Origin of the sequence: Bacillus sp. FSL K6-4563 (assembly GCF_038630405.1) — a bacterium.
Taxonomy (GTDB): domain Bacteria; phylum Bacillota; class Bacilli; order Bacillales; family Bacillaceae; genus Bacillus; species Bacillus pumilus.
The window spans coordinates 2,049,964-2,067,476 of sequence record NZ_CP152030.1; the positions used below are offsets into that span (position 1 = coordinate 2,049,964).

17 protein-coding genes are annotated in these 17,513 nt (G+C 41.9%); 3 read left to right on the forward strand and 14 right to left on the reverse strand.

Annotation, left to right across the window (positions count from 1 at the left end; genetic code table 11):
* The first annotated feature begins 98 nt into the window (after window positions 1-98).
* Window positions 99-203, forward strand: a complete 105-nt coding sequence (sspM, locus tag MHH54_RS10160) for an acid-soluble spore protein SspM (RefSeq protein WP_342500242.1) — start codon at window positions 99-101, stop codon at window positions 201-203.
* 23 nt (window positions 204-226) lie between these two features.
* On the opposite strand, the gene MHH54_RS10165 is transcribed toward sspM, so the two are convergent.
* Window positions 227-1,183 (reverse strand): DUF2515 domain-containing protein, encoded by a 957-nt coding sequence (locus MHH54_RS10165; protein WP_251190383.1) that lies wholly within the window; start codon window positions 1,181-1,183, stop codon window positions 227-229.
* 46 nt (window positions 1,184-1,229) lie between these two features.
* Between MHH54_RS10165 and recU the strand changes: the two genes are divergently transcribed.
* Both recU and MHH54_RS10175 read left to right on the forward strand, forming a co-directional pair.
* The gene (gene recU / locus MHH54_RS10170) at window positions 1,230-1,841 is read left to right on the forward strand and encodes a Holliday junction resolvase RecU (RefSeq protein WP_003215988.1); all 612 of its coding nucleotides are present in this window, start codon (window positions 1,230-1,232) and stop codon (window positions 1,839-1,841) included.
* Window positions 1,842-1,884: 43 nt separating this feature from the next.
* Window positions 1,885-4,599 carry a PBP1A family penicillin-binding protein gene (locus MHH54_RS10175; RefSeq protein WP_342500243.1) on the forward strand — a complete coding sequence of 905 codons (2,715 nt, stop codon included), beginning with the start codon at window positions 1,885-1,887 and terminating at the stop codon, window positions 4,597-4,599.
* A gap of 235 nt (window positions 4,600-4,834) precedes the next feature.
* Here the strand turns inward: MHH54_RS10175 and MHH54_RS10180 are convergent, their stop codons facing one another.
* The 13 genes from MHH54_RS10180 to bshA all read right to left on the reverse strand — a co-directional run bounded on the left by MHH54_RS10180 (window position 4,835) and on the right by bshA (window position 17,511).
* A complete protein-coding gene (locus tag MHH54_RS10180) occupies window positions 4,835-5,344 on the reverse strand; it encodes a YpoC family protein (protein WP_003215857.1) in 510 nt (169 codons plus the stop codon).
* On the reverse strand, window positions 5,341-6,003 hold the full coding sequence (nth, locus tag MHH54_RS10185) for an endonuclease III (protein ID WP_003215968.1): 663 nt from the start codon (window positions 6,001-6,003) through the stop codon (window positions 5,341-5,343). Before nth ends, MHH54_RS10180 begins: the two co-directional genes overlap by 4 nt.
* Window positions 6,004-6,020: 17 nt before the next feature.
* A complete protein-coding gene (locus MHH54_RS10190) occupies window positions 6,021-6,725 on the reverse strand; it encodes a DnaD domain-containing protein (RefSeq protein ID WP_003215839.1) in 705 nt (234 codons plus the stop codon).
* Between the two features lie 98 nt (window positions 6,726-6,823).
* Window positions 6,824-8,116, reverse strand: coding sequence for an asparagine--tRNA ligase (gene asnS / locus MHH54_RS10195; protein WP_095117942.1), 1,293 nt, complete (start codon window positions 8,114-8,116; stop codon window positions 6,824-6,826).
* Between the two features lie 115 nt (window positions 8,117-8,231).
* Complete coding sequence (tseB, locus tag MHH54_RS10200; protein WP_003215704.1) at window positions 8,232-8,717, reverse strand: cell wall elongation/penicillin-binding protein regulator TseB; 486 nt, start codon at window positions 8,715-8,717, stop codon at window positions 8,232-8,234.
* Between the two features lie 12 nt (window positions 8,718-8,729).
* Window positions 8,730-8,900 carry a YpmA family protein gene (locus tag MHH54_RS10205; RefSeq protein ID WP_003215469.1) on the reverse strand — a complete coding sequence of 57 codons (171 nt, stop codon included), beginning with the start codon at window positions 8,898-8,900 and terminating at the stop codon, window positions 8,730-8,732.
* Between the two features lie 132 nt (window positions 8,901-9,032).
* Complete coding sequence (gene dinG, locus MHH54_RS10210; protein ID WP_342500244.1) at window positions 9,033-11,825, reverse strand: ATP-dependent DNA helicase DinG; 2,793 nt, start codon at window positions 11,823-11,825, stop codon at window positions 9,033-9,035.
* A gap of 113 nt (window positions 11,826-11,938) precedes the next feature.
* A complete protein-coding gene (gene panD / locus MHH54_RS10215; protein ID WP_034620444.1) occupies window positions 11,939-12,322 on the reverse strand; it encodes an aspartate 1-decarboxylase in 384 nt (127 codons plus the stop codon).
* Window positions 12,315-13,181 (reverse strand): pantoate--beta-alanine ligase, encoded by an 867-nt coding sequence (panC, locus tag MHH54_RS10220; RefSeq protein WP_106028768.1) that lies wholly within the window; start codon window positions 13,179-13,181, stop codon window positions 12,315-12,317. Before panC ends, panD begins: the two co-directional genes overlap by 8 nt.
* Window positions 13,178-14,017 (reverse strand): 3-methyl-2-oxobutanoate hydroxymethyltransferase, encoded by an 840-nt coding sequence (panB, locus tag MHH54_RS10225; RefSeq protein WP_050943859.1) that lies wholly within the window; start codon window positions 14,015-14,017, stop codon window positions 13,178-13,180. Before panB ends, panC begins: the two co-directional genes overlap by 4 nt.
* A 197-nt stretch (window positions 14,018-14,214) precedes the next feature.
* Window positions 14,215-15,198: a bifunctional biotin--[acetyl-CoA-carboxylase] synthetase/biotin operon repressor gene (locus MHH54_RS10230; protein WP_003215865.1), complete on the reverse strand. Its 984-nt coding sequence runs from the start codon at window positions 15,196-15,198 to the stop codon at window positions 14,215-14,217.
* Window positions 15,171-16,373, reverse strand: a complete 1,203-nt coding sequence (locus MHH54_RS10235; protein WP_342500245.1) for a CCA tRNA nucleotidyltransferase — start codon at window positions 16,371-16,373, stop codon at window positions 15,171-15,173. Before MHH54_RS10235 ends, MHH54_RS10230 begins: the two co-directional genes overlap by 28 nt.
* Window positions 16,366-17,511 carry an N-acetyl-alpha-D-glucosaminyl L-malate synthase BshA gene (gene bshA, locus MHH54_RS10240; protein ID WP_106035415.1) on the reverse strand — a complete coding sequence of 382 codons (1,146 nt, stop codon included), beginning with the start codon at window positions 17,509-17,511 and terminating at the stop codon, window positions 16,366-16,368. Before bshA ends, MHH54_RS10235 begins: the two co-directional genes overlap by 8 nt.
* Window positions 17,512-17,513 lie beyond the last annotated feature (2 nt).

Sequence of the window (17,513 nt, forward strand, 5' to 3'; positions counted from 1 at the left end):
TAGATGAGCGCTATTTCTTCCTTTTCGACATATGCTTGTCCTTCTTTGTATGATTGCGTCCGATTGTGTAAATTCTAAGGACAAAGGAGGTAGATTTCATGAAAAAGCAGCCAGCACCAAAAGAGCAAAAGCCAAAAGGGAAAGAAAACAGTATAGATCAGCTTGATAAAAAACTCGGCGGTCCTAATCGACCATCCACGTAAAAAAAGCAGGTACCCCCTGCTTTTTATTTATGCAAAAAATAGTGCTCTAATGAGAAAAGAAAACGAAGCTGTCTTTTTTTATGAAAATACCAGTCGGTCAGCTCAATTTGTTTTGGCAACGTCTCTGCATCAAACAAAGATGAGCTCAATTTCTTTTGAAACCAATCTTCTCTTTGATCGTCTAATGAATGTGTCATCACTGGATAAACAGTTCGAAGAAAAGGTGTTGACCTTCTAGCGATCCCTAAAAACGGCTCAAAATCAAACCGTGATCCGGTATGCGGAACAGTATGCAAAAAATGATAAAAACCCGAAAATAAATCGGCCCGAAATAATAGTTTCGCTAGTTTTTTCCCTAATGAAATACGCTCCTTTACGTGGGAAAACTTCCGTATGGTTAACCCGTACAAATGCCCGTCCACCGTTGGAAAAACAACGGTTTGAAAATGTCCCCACTCACTAAACAGATATTGAATCGAGTGAAAAACATTCTTTTTCAGTAGAGGATTTTGTATAATAGGAGATTGTATAGTATATTGTTCATTTATGATGAGTGCATAAAGCAGGCGCTCTGTGTCACGCTTTAGCCAAAAACGTTCCCACTCAGTGCTCATAAAACGAGATACAGAAAAATACGGAAGCAGATGGAACAAGGGTTTGCCGCACCGCTTAGACCATTCATACAAAAGAAGCTGAGGGTAAGCATCCGAAAAGATCAGCCAATTCGCTCTTTCATATGCTGTGAAAAAAAGGTGCCCCTCTTGATCTGTTAAACCTGGATGGAAGAGCTCGCCCTTTAGATCCGTCATAGACCATCCAGCATTTCTCGAGACAAAGGAAGCAAGCAGCGACCATTTCATCTCTGGATGACGATCATAAAAGCGCTTGTAAGCATTTGTCCTCGTCAGGTTGTCTTTATTTTTCACTTTCGTTTCACGCAATATATGCTGAGTGATGATGTACTCTTCTTGTGACAACATAGGTATCTCTCCAATACAAAATGCATTAAAAGGAGGCTGAAACTTGATGATTCGGTATCCAAACGGAAAATCGTATCAGCCCATTCAACCAATTGGGACAAAAAAAAGAATCAGCGGCGAATCCTCTTATAGTAACCGCGGGATGACGCTTGAGGCTGACTTAAATGAAACCAACCAGTACTATTTGGTCAATGGGATCGCAGTCATTCATAAAAAGCCTACCCCCGTTCAGATTGTGAATGTGGATTATCCAAAAAGAAGCGCTGCTGTGATCAAAGAAGCCTATTTTAAGCAATCATCCACAACAGACTATAATGGAGTGTACAAAGGGCGCTATATCGATTTTGAAGCAAAGGAGACCAAAAGCACCACCTCGTTTCCGCTCAAAAATTTCCACGACCATCAAATTGAGCATATGAAACAGGTTGAAAAGCTAGGCGGCATTTGTTTCGTTATTATATCCGCATTTGGCTCCGTTTATTATTTGCCCGCTCCAGATCTCTTTTTCTTCTGGGAGCGGCAGAAGCTAAACGGCCGGAAATCCATTAGTAAAGATGAATTAATGGAAGCCGGCCACTTAATGACACTTGGATATTCGCCAAGAATTGATTATATTAAAGTAGTGGAGACACTTCATTTTTCGGATGAAAGTAAGTAGCAATGACGTTCGAAAAAGGTTTAACACGAAAGGTTGAGATGTGATGTCTGATCAATTTACAAGTCGTGAACAGCGACGTAAAGCAAGTCAAGAAAACAATAAGAAGCAAAAGAACAAAAAAGGCAAAAAGAAAGCAGGTCTATTTAAAAAAATATTTTTATCTTTACTCGTGATCGGTCTTCTTTGTGTAGTGGCCGGAATCACAACTTTTGCCGTTTTTGCATCGAGCGCTCCTTCAATTGATGATAGTAAGCTCAAAACACCATATTCTTCAAAGCTTTATGACATAGACAAGAAAGTGTTTGCAGAAGTCGGTGCGGAAAAAAGAACGTATGTCTCGATTAAAGATATACCCGATGTGGTAAAAGAAGCATTTATCGCAACGGAAGATGCACGTTTTTATAAACACCACGGGATTGACCCAATCCGTATTGGCGGTGCCCTTGTCGCAAACGTCGAGGACGGTTTTGGAGCTGAAGGTGGAAGTACAATTACACAGCAAGTTGTGAAAAACACTCTACTTAACAATCAAAAAACGTTAAAACGTAAAGTACAGGAAGTATGGCTCTCGATTCAGCTTGAGCAAAAGTACTCTAAAGATGAAATTTTAGAAATGTATTTAAACCGCATTTTCTTCTCACCTTATGCTTACGGTGTTGGGAAAGCGGCTGAACAATTTTTCGGCGTGACAGATTTAAATAAACTAACGGTTGCACAGGCTGCCACACTTGCAGGTATGCCGCAGAGTCCTTCTGCTTATAACCCAGTGAAAAATCCTGAGGCAGCGGAAAAACGCCGCAATATCGTGCTAGGGCTCATGAAAAAACAAGGCTACATTTCAGAGAAAGACTATGAAGTTGCAAAAGCAACCCCTGTCAGCAAAACTGTCATCCCTGCTGATAAATATAAGAACCAAAACTCAAGTAAGTATTCTGCTTACATTGAAGAAGTCATGGAAGAAGTACAGAAAAAAGCCAAAGTGGATGTATCAACAGATGGACTAAAAATCTATACTTCACTCGATCGAAAAGCACAGGATCACCTAGATGATATTATCAATGGAGATTCAGTTGGATTTACGAAAGGTATGCAGGCAGGTGTTACTCTGCTTGATACGAAAAATGGTGAAATTCGCGCTATTGGCGGTGGACGTGATGTACCAGCCGGCGGCTTTAACTATGCGACTGATGCAAAACGTCAGCCAGGTTCAACGATCAAACCAATTTTAGATTACGGTCCAGTCATTGAAAACAAAAAATGGTCAACGTACCAGCAAATTGATGATGCACCGTATACGTACTCAAACGGTACACCAATTAATAACTTTGACAGAAGACATTTAGGGAAAATGTCGATGAGAAGTGCTTTGGCACAATCACGAAACATCCCTGCCCTAAAAGCTTTCCAAGAAGCTGGGACAGACAATGCCGTTCAATTCGCCAATAATTTAGGTATGGACTTACCGTCTGACATTCCAGAATCTTACTCAATCGGTGGATTTGACGATGGCGTGTCCTCTCTAAAAATGGCTGGGGCCTTTAGTGCATTCGGTAATAATGGATATTATAACGAACCGCATGCTGTCAAGTCTGTTGAATTTAATGACGGTACAAAGCTTGACCTTACACCAGATTCCAAAGCGGCTATGAGTGATTACACAGCCTTTATGGTCACAGATATGCTGAAAACTGCTGTCCAATCTGGAACTGGGACACTTGCACAAGTACCGAACGTTCAAGTGGCTGGTAAAACAGGTACAACGAACTTTACACAAGATGATATCAATAAATACAATATTCCTTCTGGCGGTGCGAAAGATTCGTGGTTTGTTGGTTATACGCCGCAATATACAGCAGCCGTTTGGACTGGGATCGGTAACTCAAAAGATGCGGACGGCAAAATGTGGCTCACAGATTATGAGCAGCGTGTTGCCAAACTCGTCTTCCAGCGATTAATTTCTCAAATTGATGATGGAAGCGGCTCATTTGAAAAACCAGACAGTGTCGTAGAAGCTACGGTTGAAAAAGGATCGGATCCAGCGAAATTGGCCGGACCAAATACACCTAGTGAGAAGAAGACAACAGAATACTTTGTAAAAGGTACGGTTCCGACAAAAGTGTCTGACACATATGAGAAAAAAGAAGCTGATAAACCTTCTGATCTAAAAGCAGTGTATGATGAAGAGAAAAAATCCATCACACTGACTTGGGGCTATGATAACGACGCAGATGCTACATTTAATGTAAAAAAAGCGGTAGATAACGGCGGCTATAAAGAGATTCAAAACAGTTCTGCTAAAGAAGCGGTCATCTCTGATGTAAAGCCTGGCTCTACTTATAAATTCCAAGTGACAGCCACTGTAGAGGATGTCACAAGTAAAGCAGCTTCTACCTTCCTCACCATCAAAGATGATGAAGATAAGGAAGAAAAAGCAGATGATGAGAACAAAGAAGAAGAAGAACCGCAGCAGCCTGACGACGAGCAGACAGACCAGACTGACGATAACAAAAATCAACCCCCAGGCACTGATGAGCAAAAGCCAGATGATAAAAAAGATCCAGACAAAGATAAGGATCAGGATCAAGGCGGAAATACGGAAAACGGAAATAATGGTTCTTCCGATGATGGTTCAGACAGTACAAATGGGAACGGCAATTCACAAACTGACAATAAAGATAAAAAGAAAGATGATGCGAAAACGAACTCTCAAAACTCAAGTTCGCAATCAACTTCTCCTAATCGAAAAGAAAATGAATAATGAAAAAGCACTTGCCTATATGGCAAGTGCTTATATTGTTGACAAAGTGCTAAAATGATGTTTATTTTAGCACTTTGTCTTCTTTTCAGCGTGATAGAAAACCTTTGAAGTCTAGGAAGGGCGAGCACTGGCGCGGAGCGAATTGAACATTCGTGAGCACTAGCGCGCAGACCTGACAACGAATGCGAGGGTTTGTCTACACGCTGAGCACTTGCCTATATGGCAAGTGCTTTTTTTAACGGTTTTGTCTGATTTTTTTAAGTGCTTCATATTTTCCATACTGCTTTTTTAGTTCTGTGTATAGCTCGTCTAGTTGAATGAAGCAGTGATATTGAGTCGGTTTTACCAATATGAACTCTAAACGTTCTGTCCAATTAATAGGAGCAACAGGAAATGTCTCTTGCTTAATATGTTCCCAATCAAGCGTTTGCAGTCTCTCCCCTTTGATCCAGTAAAACATCGCAATCATACTGACAATCCCTTGAAGCATATCATCTTCTTCACACCGGGACTTTCTTGTTTGAAAACGAGGAAGCATTTTTTCTTTTAATTCATTCCACAGTTCGAACATCACAGGAACAAATTCTTCTGTTTTCTGCCATGGAAGTTCATCTCTTAAAGGTTCTGAAGATAGATCATATGCGAGTGGATGCTCTCTAAGGATGTCTACTCGATCGCCTTTCATCTCTACCTTTTTCCCTTTTAGTTTTTCGACATATGAGGAAAAAACAACTGCCCCGCTCATGCCAGCTTCACCAATCCTTTTTTCAGCCTCTTCTGCCCTTCTCTACACATATCAAGAAGCGGACAAGATTCGCACTGCGGACGTTGCGCCTTGCAGTGATATCTGCCAAAAAAGATCAGGCGGTGATGCGTCACAGACCAATCTTCTTCTGGCACTTTTTTCATTAAGGTTTGTTCTACTTCGAGAACAGAATCCTTCCAGCGGCAGATTCCAAGTCGCTTGCTGACACGTTCTACATGTGTATCCACTGCAATTGCCGGCACCCCAAAAGCGACCGAAACGACGACATTTGCTGTTTTCCGGCCCACCCCAGGAAGCTTCACAAGCTCGTCCCGATCCTTTGGCACTTCGCCGTCATATTCTTCAATCAGCATTTTGCTCAACTTTTGAATGTTTTTGGCTTTATTTCGATAAAGGCCAATCGAACGAATGTCTTGCTGCAATTCTTCAAGCGGTACACTTAAATAGTCTTCTGGTGTTTTATATTTTTGAAATAACGTTTTGGTCACTTTGTTGACAAGCACGTCTGTACACTGCGCAGAGAGTGCTACAGCGATCACAAGTTCAAATGGATTCGAATGAACAAGCTCACACTCGGCCTCTGGAAACATATCTCCTATAATATCTAAACATTCATTGATTTGTTTTTTTGATAACATGACTTCTCCTTTATTGGTTATTGTTCCAGCCAATTATAAAAAGGAACTTGTCGCTTATATGTTGACGTCTCTTCTTTTGATGGTGGCGCTTTTTGCTGAGAACGGAAATGCTGGCTATGCTCTTTTGCTTCTTCCGCTGTTTTTAGCCCTTTCTTTTTCCACTCAAACAGAATTCGGTCGATATAACGGAAATTTAATTTTCCTGATAAAACCGCTTCTCTTAATGCTAGGCGAATCATTTCAGCATCATGATGGTCTTGATCCATCCAGATCGAGAGTGTTTCTCCTTCAAGAGGAGAGAGCGGTCTGCCAAATTCATCTTCAAATAAAGCATATAAAGACTTTTCAGCCTGTACGTGAAGTTTTTGACCTTCCTTCGCTTGTTTTGCCTCTAAAAAGTCATAGAGCACGCCCCATAAAGGCTCAACTGAGTAACGGTCATGCTGAATACCAGACCCGTCTTCAAACGGCTGAATCGAAATAAATCCTTTTTGAATTAAATGCTGAACCATATACGCACACTCTTCAGCTGAAATGGTCATGCCATTGGATAGCTCTTCAAATGTTTGAAAGAACACACCTTGTTCTTCATTCATTTTAATCTTAAGCATCACCATCATTTGTGATTCATTCAGTCCTAACTGCTCATAATGAGCAATCAGCAAATTAGGCAAACTGGTCGAACCCATTTGCTGCATATTAATAAATTGCTGCCTATTCATCGGATACACCTCTTCACTTTAAGTATATCACGTTTTATTTCACGTGCCCCTTCAAAAAACGTTTGAAAAAGCCTCCATATGTTGGAGGCTTTCACGTCTTAAGGATATAAACGGTTTAATAATCTTGGGAAAGGAATGGTTTCACGCACATGCGGCGCTCCACTAATCCAAGCAACAGTACGTTCAAGTCCAAGACCAAAACCTGAATGCGGTACAGAACCATATTGTCTTAATTCTGTGTACCATTTGTATGTTTCTTGATCTAGCCCATGTTCTTTCAATCTTGCTTCAAGCAGCTCTAGATCATGGACACGCTCAGAACCGCCAATGATCTCTCCGTAGCCTTCTGGTGCAATCAAGTCTGCACAAAGAACAACATCATCACGATCTGGTGCAGGCTGCATGTAAAATGGTTTTAATGATGTTGGATAATGAGTGATAAACACTGGTTTATCGTAGCTTTCAGCGATCGCTGTTTCGTGAGGTGCGCCGAAGTCATCTCCCCATTCAATATCGTCAAAGCCTTTTTCTTGCAAGAATTTAATTGCTTCATCGTAAGTGATGCGTGGGAATGGTGTTTTGATATTTTCTAATTTTGCTGTATCACGGCCAAGTGTATGCAGTTCCACTTTACAGTTTTCAAGTACACTTTGAACCACATGAGTCACATAATTTTCTTGGTACTCAAGGTTTTCATTAAATTCGACAAAAGCCATCTCAGGCTCGATCATCCAAAACTCAATTAAATGACGTTTAGTTTTAGATTTTTCAGCTCTAAATGTTGGACCGAATGAGAATACTTTTCCGAGTGCCATTGCCGCAGCTTCCATGTAAAGCTGTCCACTTTGAGAAAGGTACGCATCTTCATCAAAATATTTCGTCGCAAACAGCTCCGTTGTGCCCTCAGGTGCACTTCCAGTTAAAATTGGCGGATCTACTTTCACGAAGCCTTCTTGATGGAAGAACTCATATGTAGCACGAATGATTTCGTTACGAATTTTCATAATGGCATGCTGCTTTTTAGAACGAAGCCATAAATGACGGTGATCCATTAAGAATTCTGTTCCATGCTCTTTTGGTGTAATTGGGTAGTCAGTTGCTTCGTGAATCACTTCAATGGATTTCACTTGCAATTCAAAACCAAGAGGTGAACGCTCGTCTTTTGTTACTTGTCCTGTCACATAGACAGATGTTTCTTGAGTGACCGATTTCGCAAGCTTAAAGACTTCCTCTTCCACTTCTGCTTTTACTACGACTCCTTGAATAAAGCCTGTCCCGTCACGCAGCTGCAAGAATGCAATTTTACCGCTTGAACGTTTATTGGCAATCCATGCGCCGATGGTTACATCTTCATCGACATGTTTGAACACTTGATTAATCGTTGTTTTCAACATAATTCCCTCCAAAGCCAGAAAGAAGCTCACCTTTTCGATAGGTGTGATTCTTTTTTCATACATTTTATTATAACCGTTCTAAATCAGCATGGTCAACGCAAGACAGGAGAAACTATGGTGTTACATTTTTTTCCACATGTCCTGTTGAGAAGTCGACATAGCTAAAGCTGTATTGATTGTTTTCATTTAAGTACGTCACTTCCCAAAGGAGTACGTCACCTTCTCTTGCTAATTGAACGTCCTTTAGCTTAGAGACTGTGTTCTCCTTTTGAACAGCTTGTACTGCTTGATTTGAGGTCATACCGTCTTTTGCTTTTTTTGCAATCACTTTTTCTTTTTTGCTGGCAGGTACCCAAACATAGGTTGTTTCGTTTTGTTTGTTTTTCCCTTCAACAATAAATTGTTTTTCTTTTCCGACAAAGGTTTCTACTTGCTCCACTTGTACGATGTTTGCTTGTTTTTTTGCTCGTTCAATCGCCGCCTCATGACCTTGTTCCTTTTGCCCCATGGCAATCTGATAAATCCACGTAAAGCTGATGATGCCAATGAGCAAAACGAGAGCCACAACGGATGAAATGATCCAAACTATTTTTTTCATGTCAAGCTTCCCCTATGTGCGATATATTGTAAATATCGCTTGATTTTGATCTTCTTGATCTAATGCCAATCCAAACATGAGATCTTCTCTTTTAAGCGTTCTGTTCAATAAGTCAACAATTTTATACAGGTCCTCTGAATGCTTAATGTGAACAGTTGAAAGTACCTCTATTTTACTTTCCACTTCTAATTCCTCCTCGGTACGTAAATATTGTTAGTCATACTTTTCGGCGCAGGAACCGATACTATTTTTACAACGGAACACAAAAAGCCGTTACGATAAATTAACTCCAAACCCACACCAGCTAAAGGCCGCTTATGACAGCGGCTTTTCGTTGTTGAGTTTCTCTATATACGCCTCAAGTGATTCTTTTGACATCTCGTGGACCGGCGCATGAGGGAGTGATTCTAAAAATAGTTTTCCATATGACGCGGTTTTCACACGGCGGTCTAAAATGAGCAATGTCCCTATGTCTTTTTCAGAGCGCAGCAAGCGTCCTGCACCTTGTTTAAAGGTTAACACAGCTTCTGGGAGAGCAACGGCTTTAAACGGGTTCTTTCCCTGTTTTTTAGCGGCATCACATTTTGCTTCAATGAGCGGTGAATCAGGCGGCCGAAACGGGAGGCGTGCCATAATGACTGTTGTCAGCTCTGATCCAGGAAAATCGACACCTTCCCAAAAACTACCCGTACCAAGTAAAATCGCATGTTTTGCTAATTTGAACATCTTCGTTAATTTAACAGGGCTACCGCCCGTCAGACCTTGAGCAAAAAGGGCGGCTTGCATCCCTTCTGTTTTCAGTTCATCATACACTGCTTTTAACATCTCATGTGAATTAAATAACACCAATATTTTCGCTTGATGCTGCTTTTCCATCATCTTAATGTACCGTACTGATTGCTTTACATAGTCGCGCTCATCACGGTTCGTAATCGGCGGCATATCAGCTGGTACGATAACCTTGAGCTGTTTTTCAAGTTCAAACGGTGACTCAATCTGTACAAGATGCGGATAAAAATCCTGCAGACCAAATCGTTCTAAGCAATAATCAAAGCGACCATTGATTGTGAGTGTCCCTGATGTGAGGACAACACTTTTTTTGTTCATAAAAAATCGATCCGCTAAAAGCTCTCCAGTATCTAGCGGCTGTGCATGCATAAAGACAGCATTTTTGGCACCTTTTGCATCAATCTCAATCCAAACCGTTTCATCGTTTTTCGGTTCAAAAATGAATCGGTACAGCGTACTGCAAAATGTGTGCATAAACGACATCACTTGATCGTATTCCTCTGCTTCAAACGCAAAGTGCTCTGTCAACTGATCACTTTTTTGAAGAAGCTCGCTTTTTTGCTGCTCATACAGCTTTTCACAAGCAATTAACAAAGAACAAAGCTTACTTGCCGTCTCTTTAATCCGTTTCCACTGCGCATGCTTCGAATGATGACGGACTCTATGAATGAGACGATTGATGTCTGCTTTTGGTTTTGTCCTTTTGACAAAAGAATGAACGGTACTAAAGAAGGCGTCACTTTCCATTTGAAGCTGATTGAGATACTCATCCATTTCGATAAAGGTGTCCGTCTGTAAGCCGGCACCGTGAAATCTCTTTTTGAGCTTCTTTAACAGACCGCCCTGCATGGAGCCAAGCTGCGTTAATTTCGCATGAAGCTGAATATACGACGCACTATCCCCTAGCGTTTCATTGGCTGTTTTCTCAAATTGGTGAGCCTCGTCAATCACATATACGTCAGCATGCTGAAAGATAGATGATGCTTCCGTTTGTGATAAGAGCAGGCGATGATTCGTTAAAATTAAATCAGCTGTTTTGGCCCTTCTTTTCGCACGCTCATAAAAGCAGTATTCTTTAAAGCGGCGCTTTTTCGATGTAAACGGCATGTGCACACACGAAATCCGGTCTTTTATATTGGCAGCTCCCGACGGTAAATTTAGTTCAGATAAATCACCCGTTTCTGTCACAAGGAGCCACATTAATATTTGCGCCTTCGTTAAGACCACATCATAATTATCATCTTCCTCATGCAGCACATGCTCAAACTTATCTAAGCAAATATAATGCGCCCGACCTTTGAATACACAGGCTGCTGGCTCAAATGGAAGCAATTGATTTAAAATCGGCACATCACGCTGAAGCATTTGCTGCTGCAAAAGAATGGAATATGTACTAATAATGACAGGTTTTCCTGATTTCTTTGCTTCTAATGCAGCTGGTATGAGGTATGCAAGCGTTTTTCCAATACCTGGTGCCGCTTCAATTAAAGCATAAGCTCTTTCATGAAACACATCTCTCACTTTATTCATCATCTTGAGCTGGCCTTCTCTTACTTCATAGCCTTCCACTGTGTGGGGAAGCTTCTTTTTGATCTCCTCAAATAGCTGTTCATCGTCTTCCCCTACTGAATCTGTCGTATCCTTTTCAGAATTGGTGACATCTTTAACAGCAAAAGAGCCGACTTCTACCAAAGAATCTTCGCGGCTAGCATCACTCGTTTCAAGCTGCTGGATTAAAAGTCCTATATCACTTAAGAGATAAGAGGATAATCTGCGCAGCTGCTTTAGCACATTTGGCGGTGTATGTGTTAATTGATGGAGTAAGGTTAAAAATAACATGGCAGTAACTTCCGCATCACTATCCGCCCTGTGCGGGTGGTCATGTGGAAGCATGAGCTCTTCGCTTAATTCAGTGAGCTTATAGCCTTCAAGCTCTGGATAAAGAATTCTAGAAATTTCAACTGTATCAATCGCTAGCACATCCAGCTCATTTTTCCCGCATGCTTTTAGTTCATCATTTAAAAAATTCAAGTCAAAATGAACATTGTGCGCAACAAAATAAGCGCCTTGAATGAGATCATACACCTCTTGGGCAATGTCCTCAAAAAACACTGCATCGTCTACCATATGCTGCTGAATGCCTGTCAGCTGTTCAATAAATCCAGGGATCGCTTTTCCCGGGTTCACATATTTTGAATACCGTTCGACAATTTGTCCATTTTCAATGACCACCGCAGCAATTTGAATGATTTTATCACCCTTTTTAGGTGAATTTCCGGTGGTTTCAATATCAACGACAACAAACCTTTGATCGGCCATAAAATGGACACCTCAATTCCTCGTTCCACTCGAAGTGAAACACGCTCTGGGCAAAAATAGCTGAAACAGAACAGCTCCTTTTCTTAAACTGTTCTGTTTCATTGCAGCATGCGTTATAAAATCGTTCTCGCAGGCTCTTGCCCAATCATTTGTTCAATTTGATTTTCTTTATTTAACACGACCACTTTTGGTGTATGTGTCTTTGCTTCTTCTTCTGAAAGCATCCCATAAGCGATAATGATCACTTCATCACCCGGCTGAACCAATCTTGCTGCTGCGCCATTTAGACAAATGACACCGCTCTTTCTTTCACCGGGAATAATATAAGTTTCAAGTCTCGCGCCATTATGATTATTGACAATCTGTACTTTCTCATTTGCCATCATACCTGCCGCATCAAGTAAATCTTCGTCAATGGTGATGCTTCCTACATAATGTAAGTTTGCTTCTGTTACTGTCGCTTTATGAAGTTTAGAAGTCATAAAGGTTCTATACATGCTTTTCACCGCTTTCAGGAACATGGAATATCACATTATCAATCAGTCTTGCCCGTGAGAATTTCACCGCAATCGCAATGATGACCTGACCTGCTAACTGCTGAAGCGGCTCAAGCTCTGGATAGGAGTAAATCTCAATATAATCAATTTCCCCGCTCGTTTGAAGAATTTCTTCTTCTACCAACTGATAAATGCGACTGACGTCACGTTCACCTTTTTCAACCGCTGACTGTCCTTTTTTCAATGCGCGGTACAAAGCAGGAGCTTCTTGTCTTTCTTTATCAGACAAGTACACATTTCTTGAACTTTTCGCTAAACCGTCTTCTTCCCTAACTGTCGGCACTGAGACAAGATGAAGATCAAAGAAGAAATCCTTGATCATCGCATCGATCACAGCGACTTGCTGTGCATCCTTTAAACCAAAGTATACATTTGTTGGTGCTACAAGATGAAATAGCTTTGTCAGCACAGTCACAACGCCGTCGAAATGTCCTGGGCGTTTTTTCCCGCATAAGACATCAGTCCGCTTTTGAACCGTCATCGTGATTGATGGTTCATTTGGATACATTTCTTTCACATCAGGTGTAAATAAAATATCTACCCCTGCTTCTTCTGCAAGGCGCTGATCTCTTTCCATATCCCTTGGATAGGATTCAAAGTCTTCGTTCGGTCCAAACTGCAAAGGATTGACAAAGATGCTCATTACCACAATGTCATTTTGATCCCTTGCTTCTTTCGCAAGCGTCAGATGTCCTTCATGAAGAAAGCCCATCGTTGGGACAAAGCCGATGGAATGCTGTTTTTCTTGATGCAGTTTGATCAATTCCTTCAACTCGTGAATATGGGTGACAATGTTCATTTTTTGATACCCCCATATAAACCATCAAGGACTTCTTCTTTGATATGAAATGTATGCTTGTCTTCTGGAAATGTGTGTCCTTTTACTTCTTTCGTATATTGAATAAGCGCTTCTTCTAATACAGTATCAATTTGCGCGTATTGTTTCACAAACTTAGGTGTTCTAGACACCCCGTATCCTACCACATCATGGTAAACGAGAACTTGTCCGTCTGCCTCAGCCCCTGCACCAATCCCGATCACAGGAATTTTCAGCATGTCGGTAATTCGTTTTGTCAGTTCGCCAGGTACGCATTCAAGCACAAGTGCAATCGCACCAGCTTCCTCACATTTTAAGCTGTCTTCAATCAATTTCTGCGCACTTTCGTGGTCTTTTCCTTGCACTTTATACCCGCCAAGTACTCCAACTGACTGAGGTGTGAGGCCTAAATGACTGACGACAGGAATCCCGCCTCTTGTGAGAGCTTGAATGGATTCAAATACGCCATCTCCACCTTCTAGCTTTAAGGCATCCGCACCGCTTTCTTGCATGATGCGTGCTGCGTTTTTCAATGTTTCTGCTAATGAATAATGGTAAGACATAAATGGCATATCCGTCACAATAAATGTGTCTTTTGCGCCTCTTTTCACTGCTTTTGTATGATGAATCATGTCATCGATCGTGACTTGTACTGTCGAATCGAGTCCAAGTACAACCATCCCAAGTGAATCACCGACTAAGATCATGTCGACTTCCGCTTTTTCTGCTTGCTTTGCAGATGGATAGTCGTATGCTGTCAGCATTACAATTGGTTCATTTTGTTCTTTCATTTTGAAAAAATCTAGCTTTGTCTTCATTTGTTCCTCCTCATTCTGGAGAGGAGATGGCTTGCCTCACATCACATGTTTTGATCTCTCATGCGCGGCGAATCATCCCTCTGTCCAAGTCCCTTAGGATCAAGGCAGAAATTTATCAAATTTTTGTTTCTAACAGGTACAGCTCTTTTCAGATACTGCCCACACGAAGTATATCAAAAATGTGCCGGGTGTTCCACTTAAGTTGACTTGATCTCGATGTCTGCGGAGTAGATTTTTTGGATCCCTTCCTCCGTTTCAAGCAATAAAACACCTTCTTCATTGATTCCGAGCGCTTTTCCAGTGTATTGCCCATTGACGGTGCGGGCCACAATATGCTGCCCGATCGTCATCGCAAACGATTCCCATAATTGTTTAATGGGCGCAAATCCTTGCTTCATATAATCAGCATACCTTTTTTCAAAGGTGGACATGATCTGTTGGATGAGCGCAGCACGGTCCACTTTTTCATTCAATTCCATTCGCAGGCTCGTGGCGACATCCTTTAGTTCATCCGGAAAGTCATCAGCCGTTTGGTTCACATTAATTCCCGGGCCAATAATCACCGCATGAACCTGGTCCGCCTCTGCTTTTAATTCAGTCAGAATGCCAACGACTTTTTTCCCGTTTAACAAAATATCATTTGGCCATTTAATAGATGGACTGAGTCCTGTTTGCTCTGCAATGGCTTCTGCGATGGCTACAGATGCTAAAAGCGTCATCTGCGGCGCTTTGTGCAGCGGAATTTCAGGTCTTAGAATGAGACTCATCCAGATGCCTGTCCCATTTGGTGAATGCCACATTCTTTGAAGGCGGCCTTTCCCGTTTGTCTGATGATCACTGACAACGAGCGTGCCGTGGGGCGCACCTTCATTTACAAGATCATGGGCAATCAGCTGGGTGGAGGCGACTTCTTTCTGAAAATAAATGTGCCTGCCAAAGCTCTCTGTGTCGAGACCAAACAGAATTTCGTCCTCACTAATTTTGTCCGGTTTACGTAGCAGGCGATATCCCTTTCTTCTGACGGCTTCTACCTCATACCCCTCTTTTCTGAGGTCCTCTATATGCTTCCAGACAGCCGTTCGAGAACAGCCAAGCTCATCACATATTTGCTGACTTGAGACAAAATCCTGGCTAGATGCTGTAAATAGTTCGATTAATCGTTTTCTAATTGCTGATCGCATGCTGTAAGCCACTCCTCTATGGCTTCTTTTCGGTTTTCTAAATGATTGTGCAGAACGGCCTTTTTCACCAAATCAAGCTCTTCTGCGATCCATTTTCCTGATGTCTTTTGCCGAAAGGCCATTAAATCTTTTCCTGAAACAGCGAGGTCTTGAAGCGTTTTAATCGGCAGTGCATCATAAGAACGCTTCGCTGCCTCCAGCTCGTCAAAGAAAATGCGGCGCTCGTGTTTTAGCTGTGAGATCTTCAAGCTAGATAAGAGCACGTGTTCACCAGCCTCAAACATCTTCTCCGCATCCCAGTCACAATCGACGTATTGACTAATAGCCACAGCGTCTTTCAAAAGCTTTGTTGACAGCTTCCATTCTTTTAAGAAGAGCACAGCCTCCGCTTCATCTAAGCCAAGCAAATGGATAACAGCCCCCCATACCTCTTCCAGTCCATCCAGTAAGTAATACGGAAATGACTGAAAGGATGCTTGCAGACGATCCTTTTTGAGACCCGGCAATTCTTCATACAATTTGGTAGAAATGAGCACCTTGATCGCCCGCTCACAATAACGACCTTTTAAAAGCTTTTCCATTTCAATCTTTTTGCGTTCAACGGATATGTTGGCAAGGAGGCGCTTATCTTTTTCCATCGCTTCAGCCGTCTCAGGAGCGAGCTCAAAGCCAAGCTGGCTTAAAAAACGGACCGCTCTCATCATACGAAGCGCATCTTCCTGAAAGCGGCACGCAGGATCTCCTACGGTTTGAATTCGTTTCCGCTCAATATCCTTTTTTCCCTCTACATGGTCAATAATCTCCCCATTTATATCCATGGCCATCGCATTGATTGTTAAATCTCTTCTTAAAAGATCTTCCTTCAAGGATGTGATAAACGCCACTTCTTTCGGTCTGCGAAAATCTTCATATTCTGATTCAGTTCGAAACGTCGTCACCTCATAGCTGACCCCATCATGTAACACAATGACAGTGCCATGCTCCTTGCCAACATCAACTGTTTTTTCAAATAAAGACTCGACCGTATCAGGCGTTGCATCGGTTGCTATATCAATATCACCGATTTCCCTGCCTAACAGGACATCTCTCACTGCTCCGCCGACAAAGTAAGCCTGATGCCCATGTTCGTGCAGTGTATGTAAAATAGGGATCGCATGTGTGAATGGTTCATTCATCTTCATCATCACCTTCGATCAATTCTAGGTAAAGCTCTTCATATTCACTCACTATTTTTTCAGAAGAGAAATGGGCTTGAACGCTAGACTGGGCCGCCGCTGACACTTGCTCATGAAGCGCTTTGTTTTTGAGTATTGAGACTGCGTGTTTAGCTGCCGCTTCTATATCGCCGAGCGGGACAAGGAAACCTGTCTCTCCATGTCCAATGACCTCTGGTATTCCGCCAACATCTGTTGCAATACAAGGGACACCGCAGGCCATTGCTTCAAGAAGTACAAGCCCAAAGCTCTCCTTCTCAGAAAGCAGCAGCTTCAAATCACTAATTGAATAAAGCTCCTCTACCTTCTCTTGCTTTCCTAAAAACAACACACGATCAGTTAGTTCCAGCTTTTTCACAAGATCGCATACAACCGACTTTTCAGGACCATCACCAATCAGCAGCAGCTTTGCATGCACCTGGTCAGAAATCTTTTTAAAGACATGAATCACGTCATGCACGCGCTTTACCTTTCGGAAGTTCGATACATGGATGATGACCTTTTCGTCCTGCATGAGACCATAATGTTTCTTCAGCACTTCATGATCTTCACGCAAATACACACGCTCATCGACGAAATTATGGATCGTATCGATTTTTTTATCCGGTTTAATCAGATCATACGTCTGTGCAGCTAATGAATGCGACACAGCTGTTACCCGGTCTGATGATTCGATGGCAAACCGAATCACTTCCTTTAAAGATGGATCATAGCCTAAAACCGTAATATCCGTCCCGTGAAGCGTGGTAACGACTTTCACTGTGTGTCCCGTCATTTGCTTCGCTAAGAACGCACAGACGGCGTGAGGGACCGCATAATGCGCGTGAATAATATCGAGCTTCTCTCGTTTTGCAACTTCCGCCAATTTACTAGCTAGTGCAAGGTCATAAGGTGGATATTGAAAAACAGCATATTGATTGACATCCACCTCATGAAAATAAATATTCGGATACACTTTATTGAGCCTAAACGGAATACTTGAGGTAATGAAATGAACATCGTGCCCTTTTTCAGCTAAACGTTTTCCAAGTTCCGTCGCAATAATGCCCGATCCGCCGACACTTGGATAACAAGTGATTCCGACCTTTAGTTTTTTCATAA

What these genes read in the sequence shown, in the direction of transcription:
- MHH54_RS10235 (WP_342500245.1), bottom strand. Translation starts at nt 16,373, where the DNA reads ATGAATGAACCATTCACACATGCGATCCCTATTTTACATACACTGCAC.
- MHH54_RS10230 (WP_003215865.1), bottom strand. Translation starts at nt 15,198, where the DNA reads ATGCGATCAGCAATTAGAAAACGATTAATCGAACTATTTACAGCATCT.
- panD (WP_034620444.1), bottom strand. Translation starts at nt 12,322, where the DNA reads ATGTATAGAACCTTTATGACTTCTAAACTTCATAAAGCGACAGTAACA.
- MHH54_RS10175 (WP_342500243.1), top strand. Translation starts at nt 1,885, where the DNA reads ATGTCTGATCAATTTACAAGTCGTGAACAGCGACGTAAAGCAAGTCAA.
- MHH54_RS10190 (WP_003215839.1), bottom strand. Translation starts at nt 6,725, where the DNA reads ATGAATAGGCAGCAATTTATTAATATGCAGCAAATGGGTTCGACCAGT.
- tseB (WP_003215704.1), bottom strand. Translation starts at nt 8,717, where the DNA reads ATGAAAAAAATAGTTTGGATCATTTCATCCGTTGTGGCTCTCGTTTTG.
- bshA (WP_106035415.1), bottom strand. Translation starts at nt 17,511, where the DNA reads ATGAAAAAACTAAAGGTCGGAATCACTTGTTATCCAAGTGTCGGCGGA.
- nth (WP_003215968.1), bottom strand. Translation starts at nt 6,003, where the DNA reads ATGTTATCAAAAAAACAAATCAATGAATGTTTAGATATTATAGGAGAT.
- sspM (WP_342500242.1), top strand. Translation starts at nt 99, where the DNA reads ATGAAAAAGCAGCCAGCACCAAAAGAGCAAAAGCCAAAAGGGAAAGAA.
- dinG (WP_342500244.1), bottom strand. Translation starts at nt 11,825, where the DNA reads ATGGCCGATCAAAGGTTTGTTGTCGTTGATATTGAAACCACCGGAAAT.
- panB (WP_050943859.1), bottom strand. Translation starts at nt 14,017, where the DNA reads ATGAAGACAAAGCTAGATTTTTTCAAAATGAAAGAACAAAATGAACCA.
- recU (WP_003215988.1), top strand. Translation starts at nt 1,230, where the DNA reads ATGATTCGGTATCCAAACGGAAAATCGTATCAGCCCATTCAACCAATT.
- MHH54_RS10165 (WP_251190383.1), bottom strand. Translation starts at nt 1,183, where the DNA reads ATGTTGTCACAAGAAGAGTACATCATCACTCAGCATATATTGCGTGAA.
- MHH54_RS10180 (WP_003215857.1), bottom strand. Translation starts at nt 5,344, where the DNA reads ATGAGCGGGGCAGTTGTTTTTTCCTCATATGTCGAAAAACTAAAAGGG.
- panC (WP_106028768.1), bottom strand. Translation starts at nt 13,181, where the DNA reads ATGAACATTGTCACCCATATTCACGAGTTGAAGGAATTGATCAAACTG.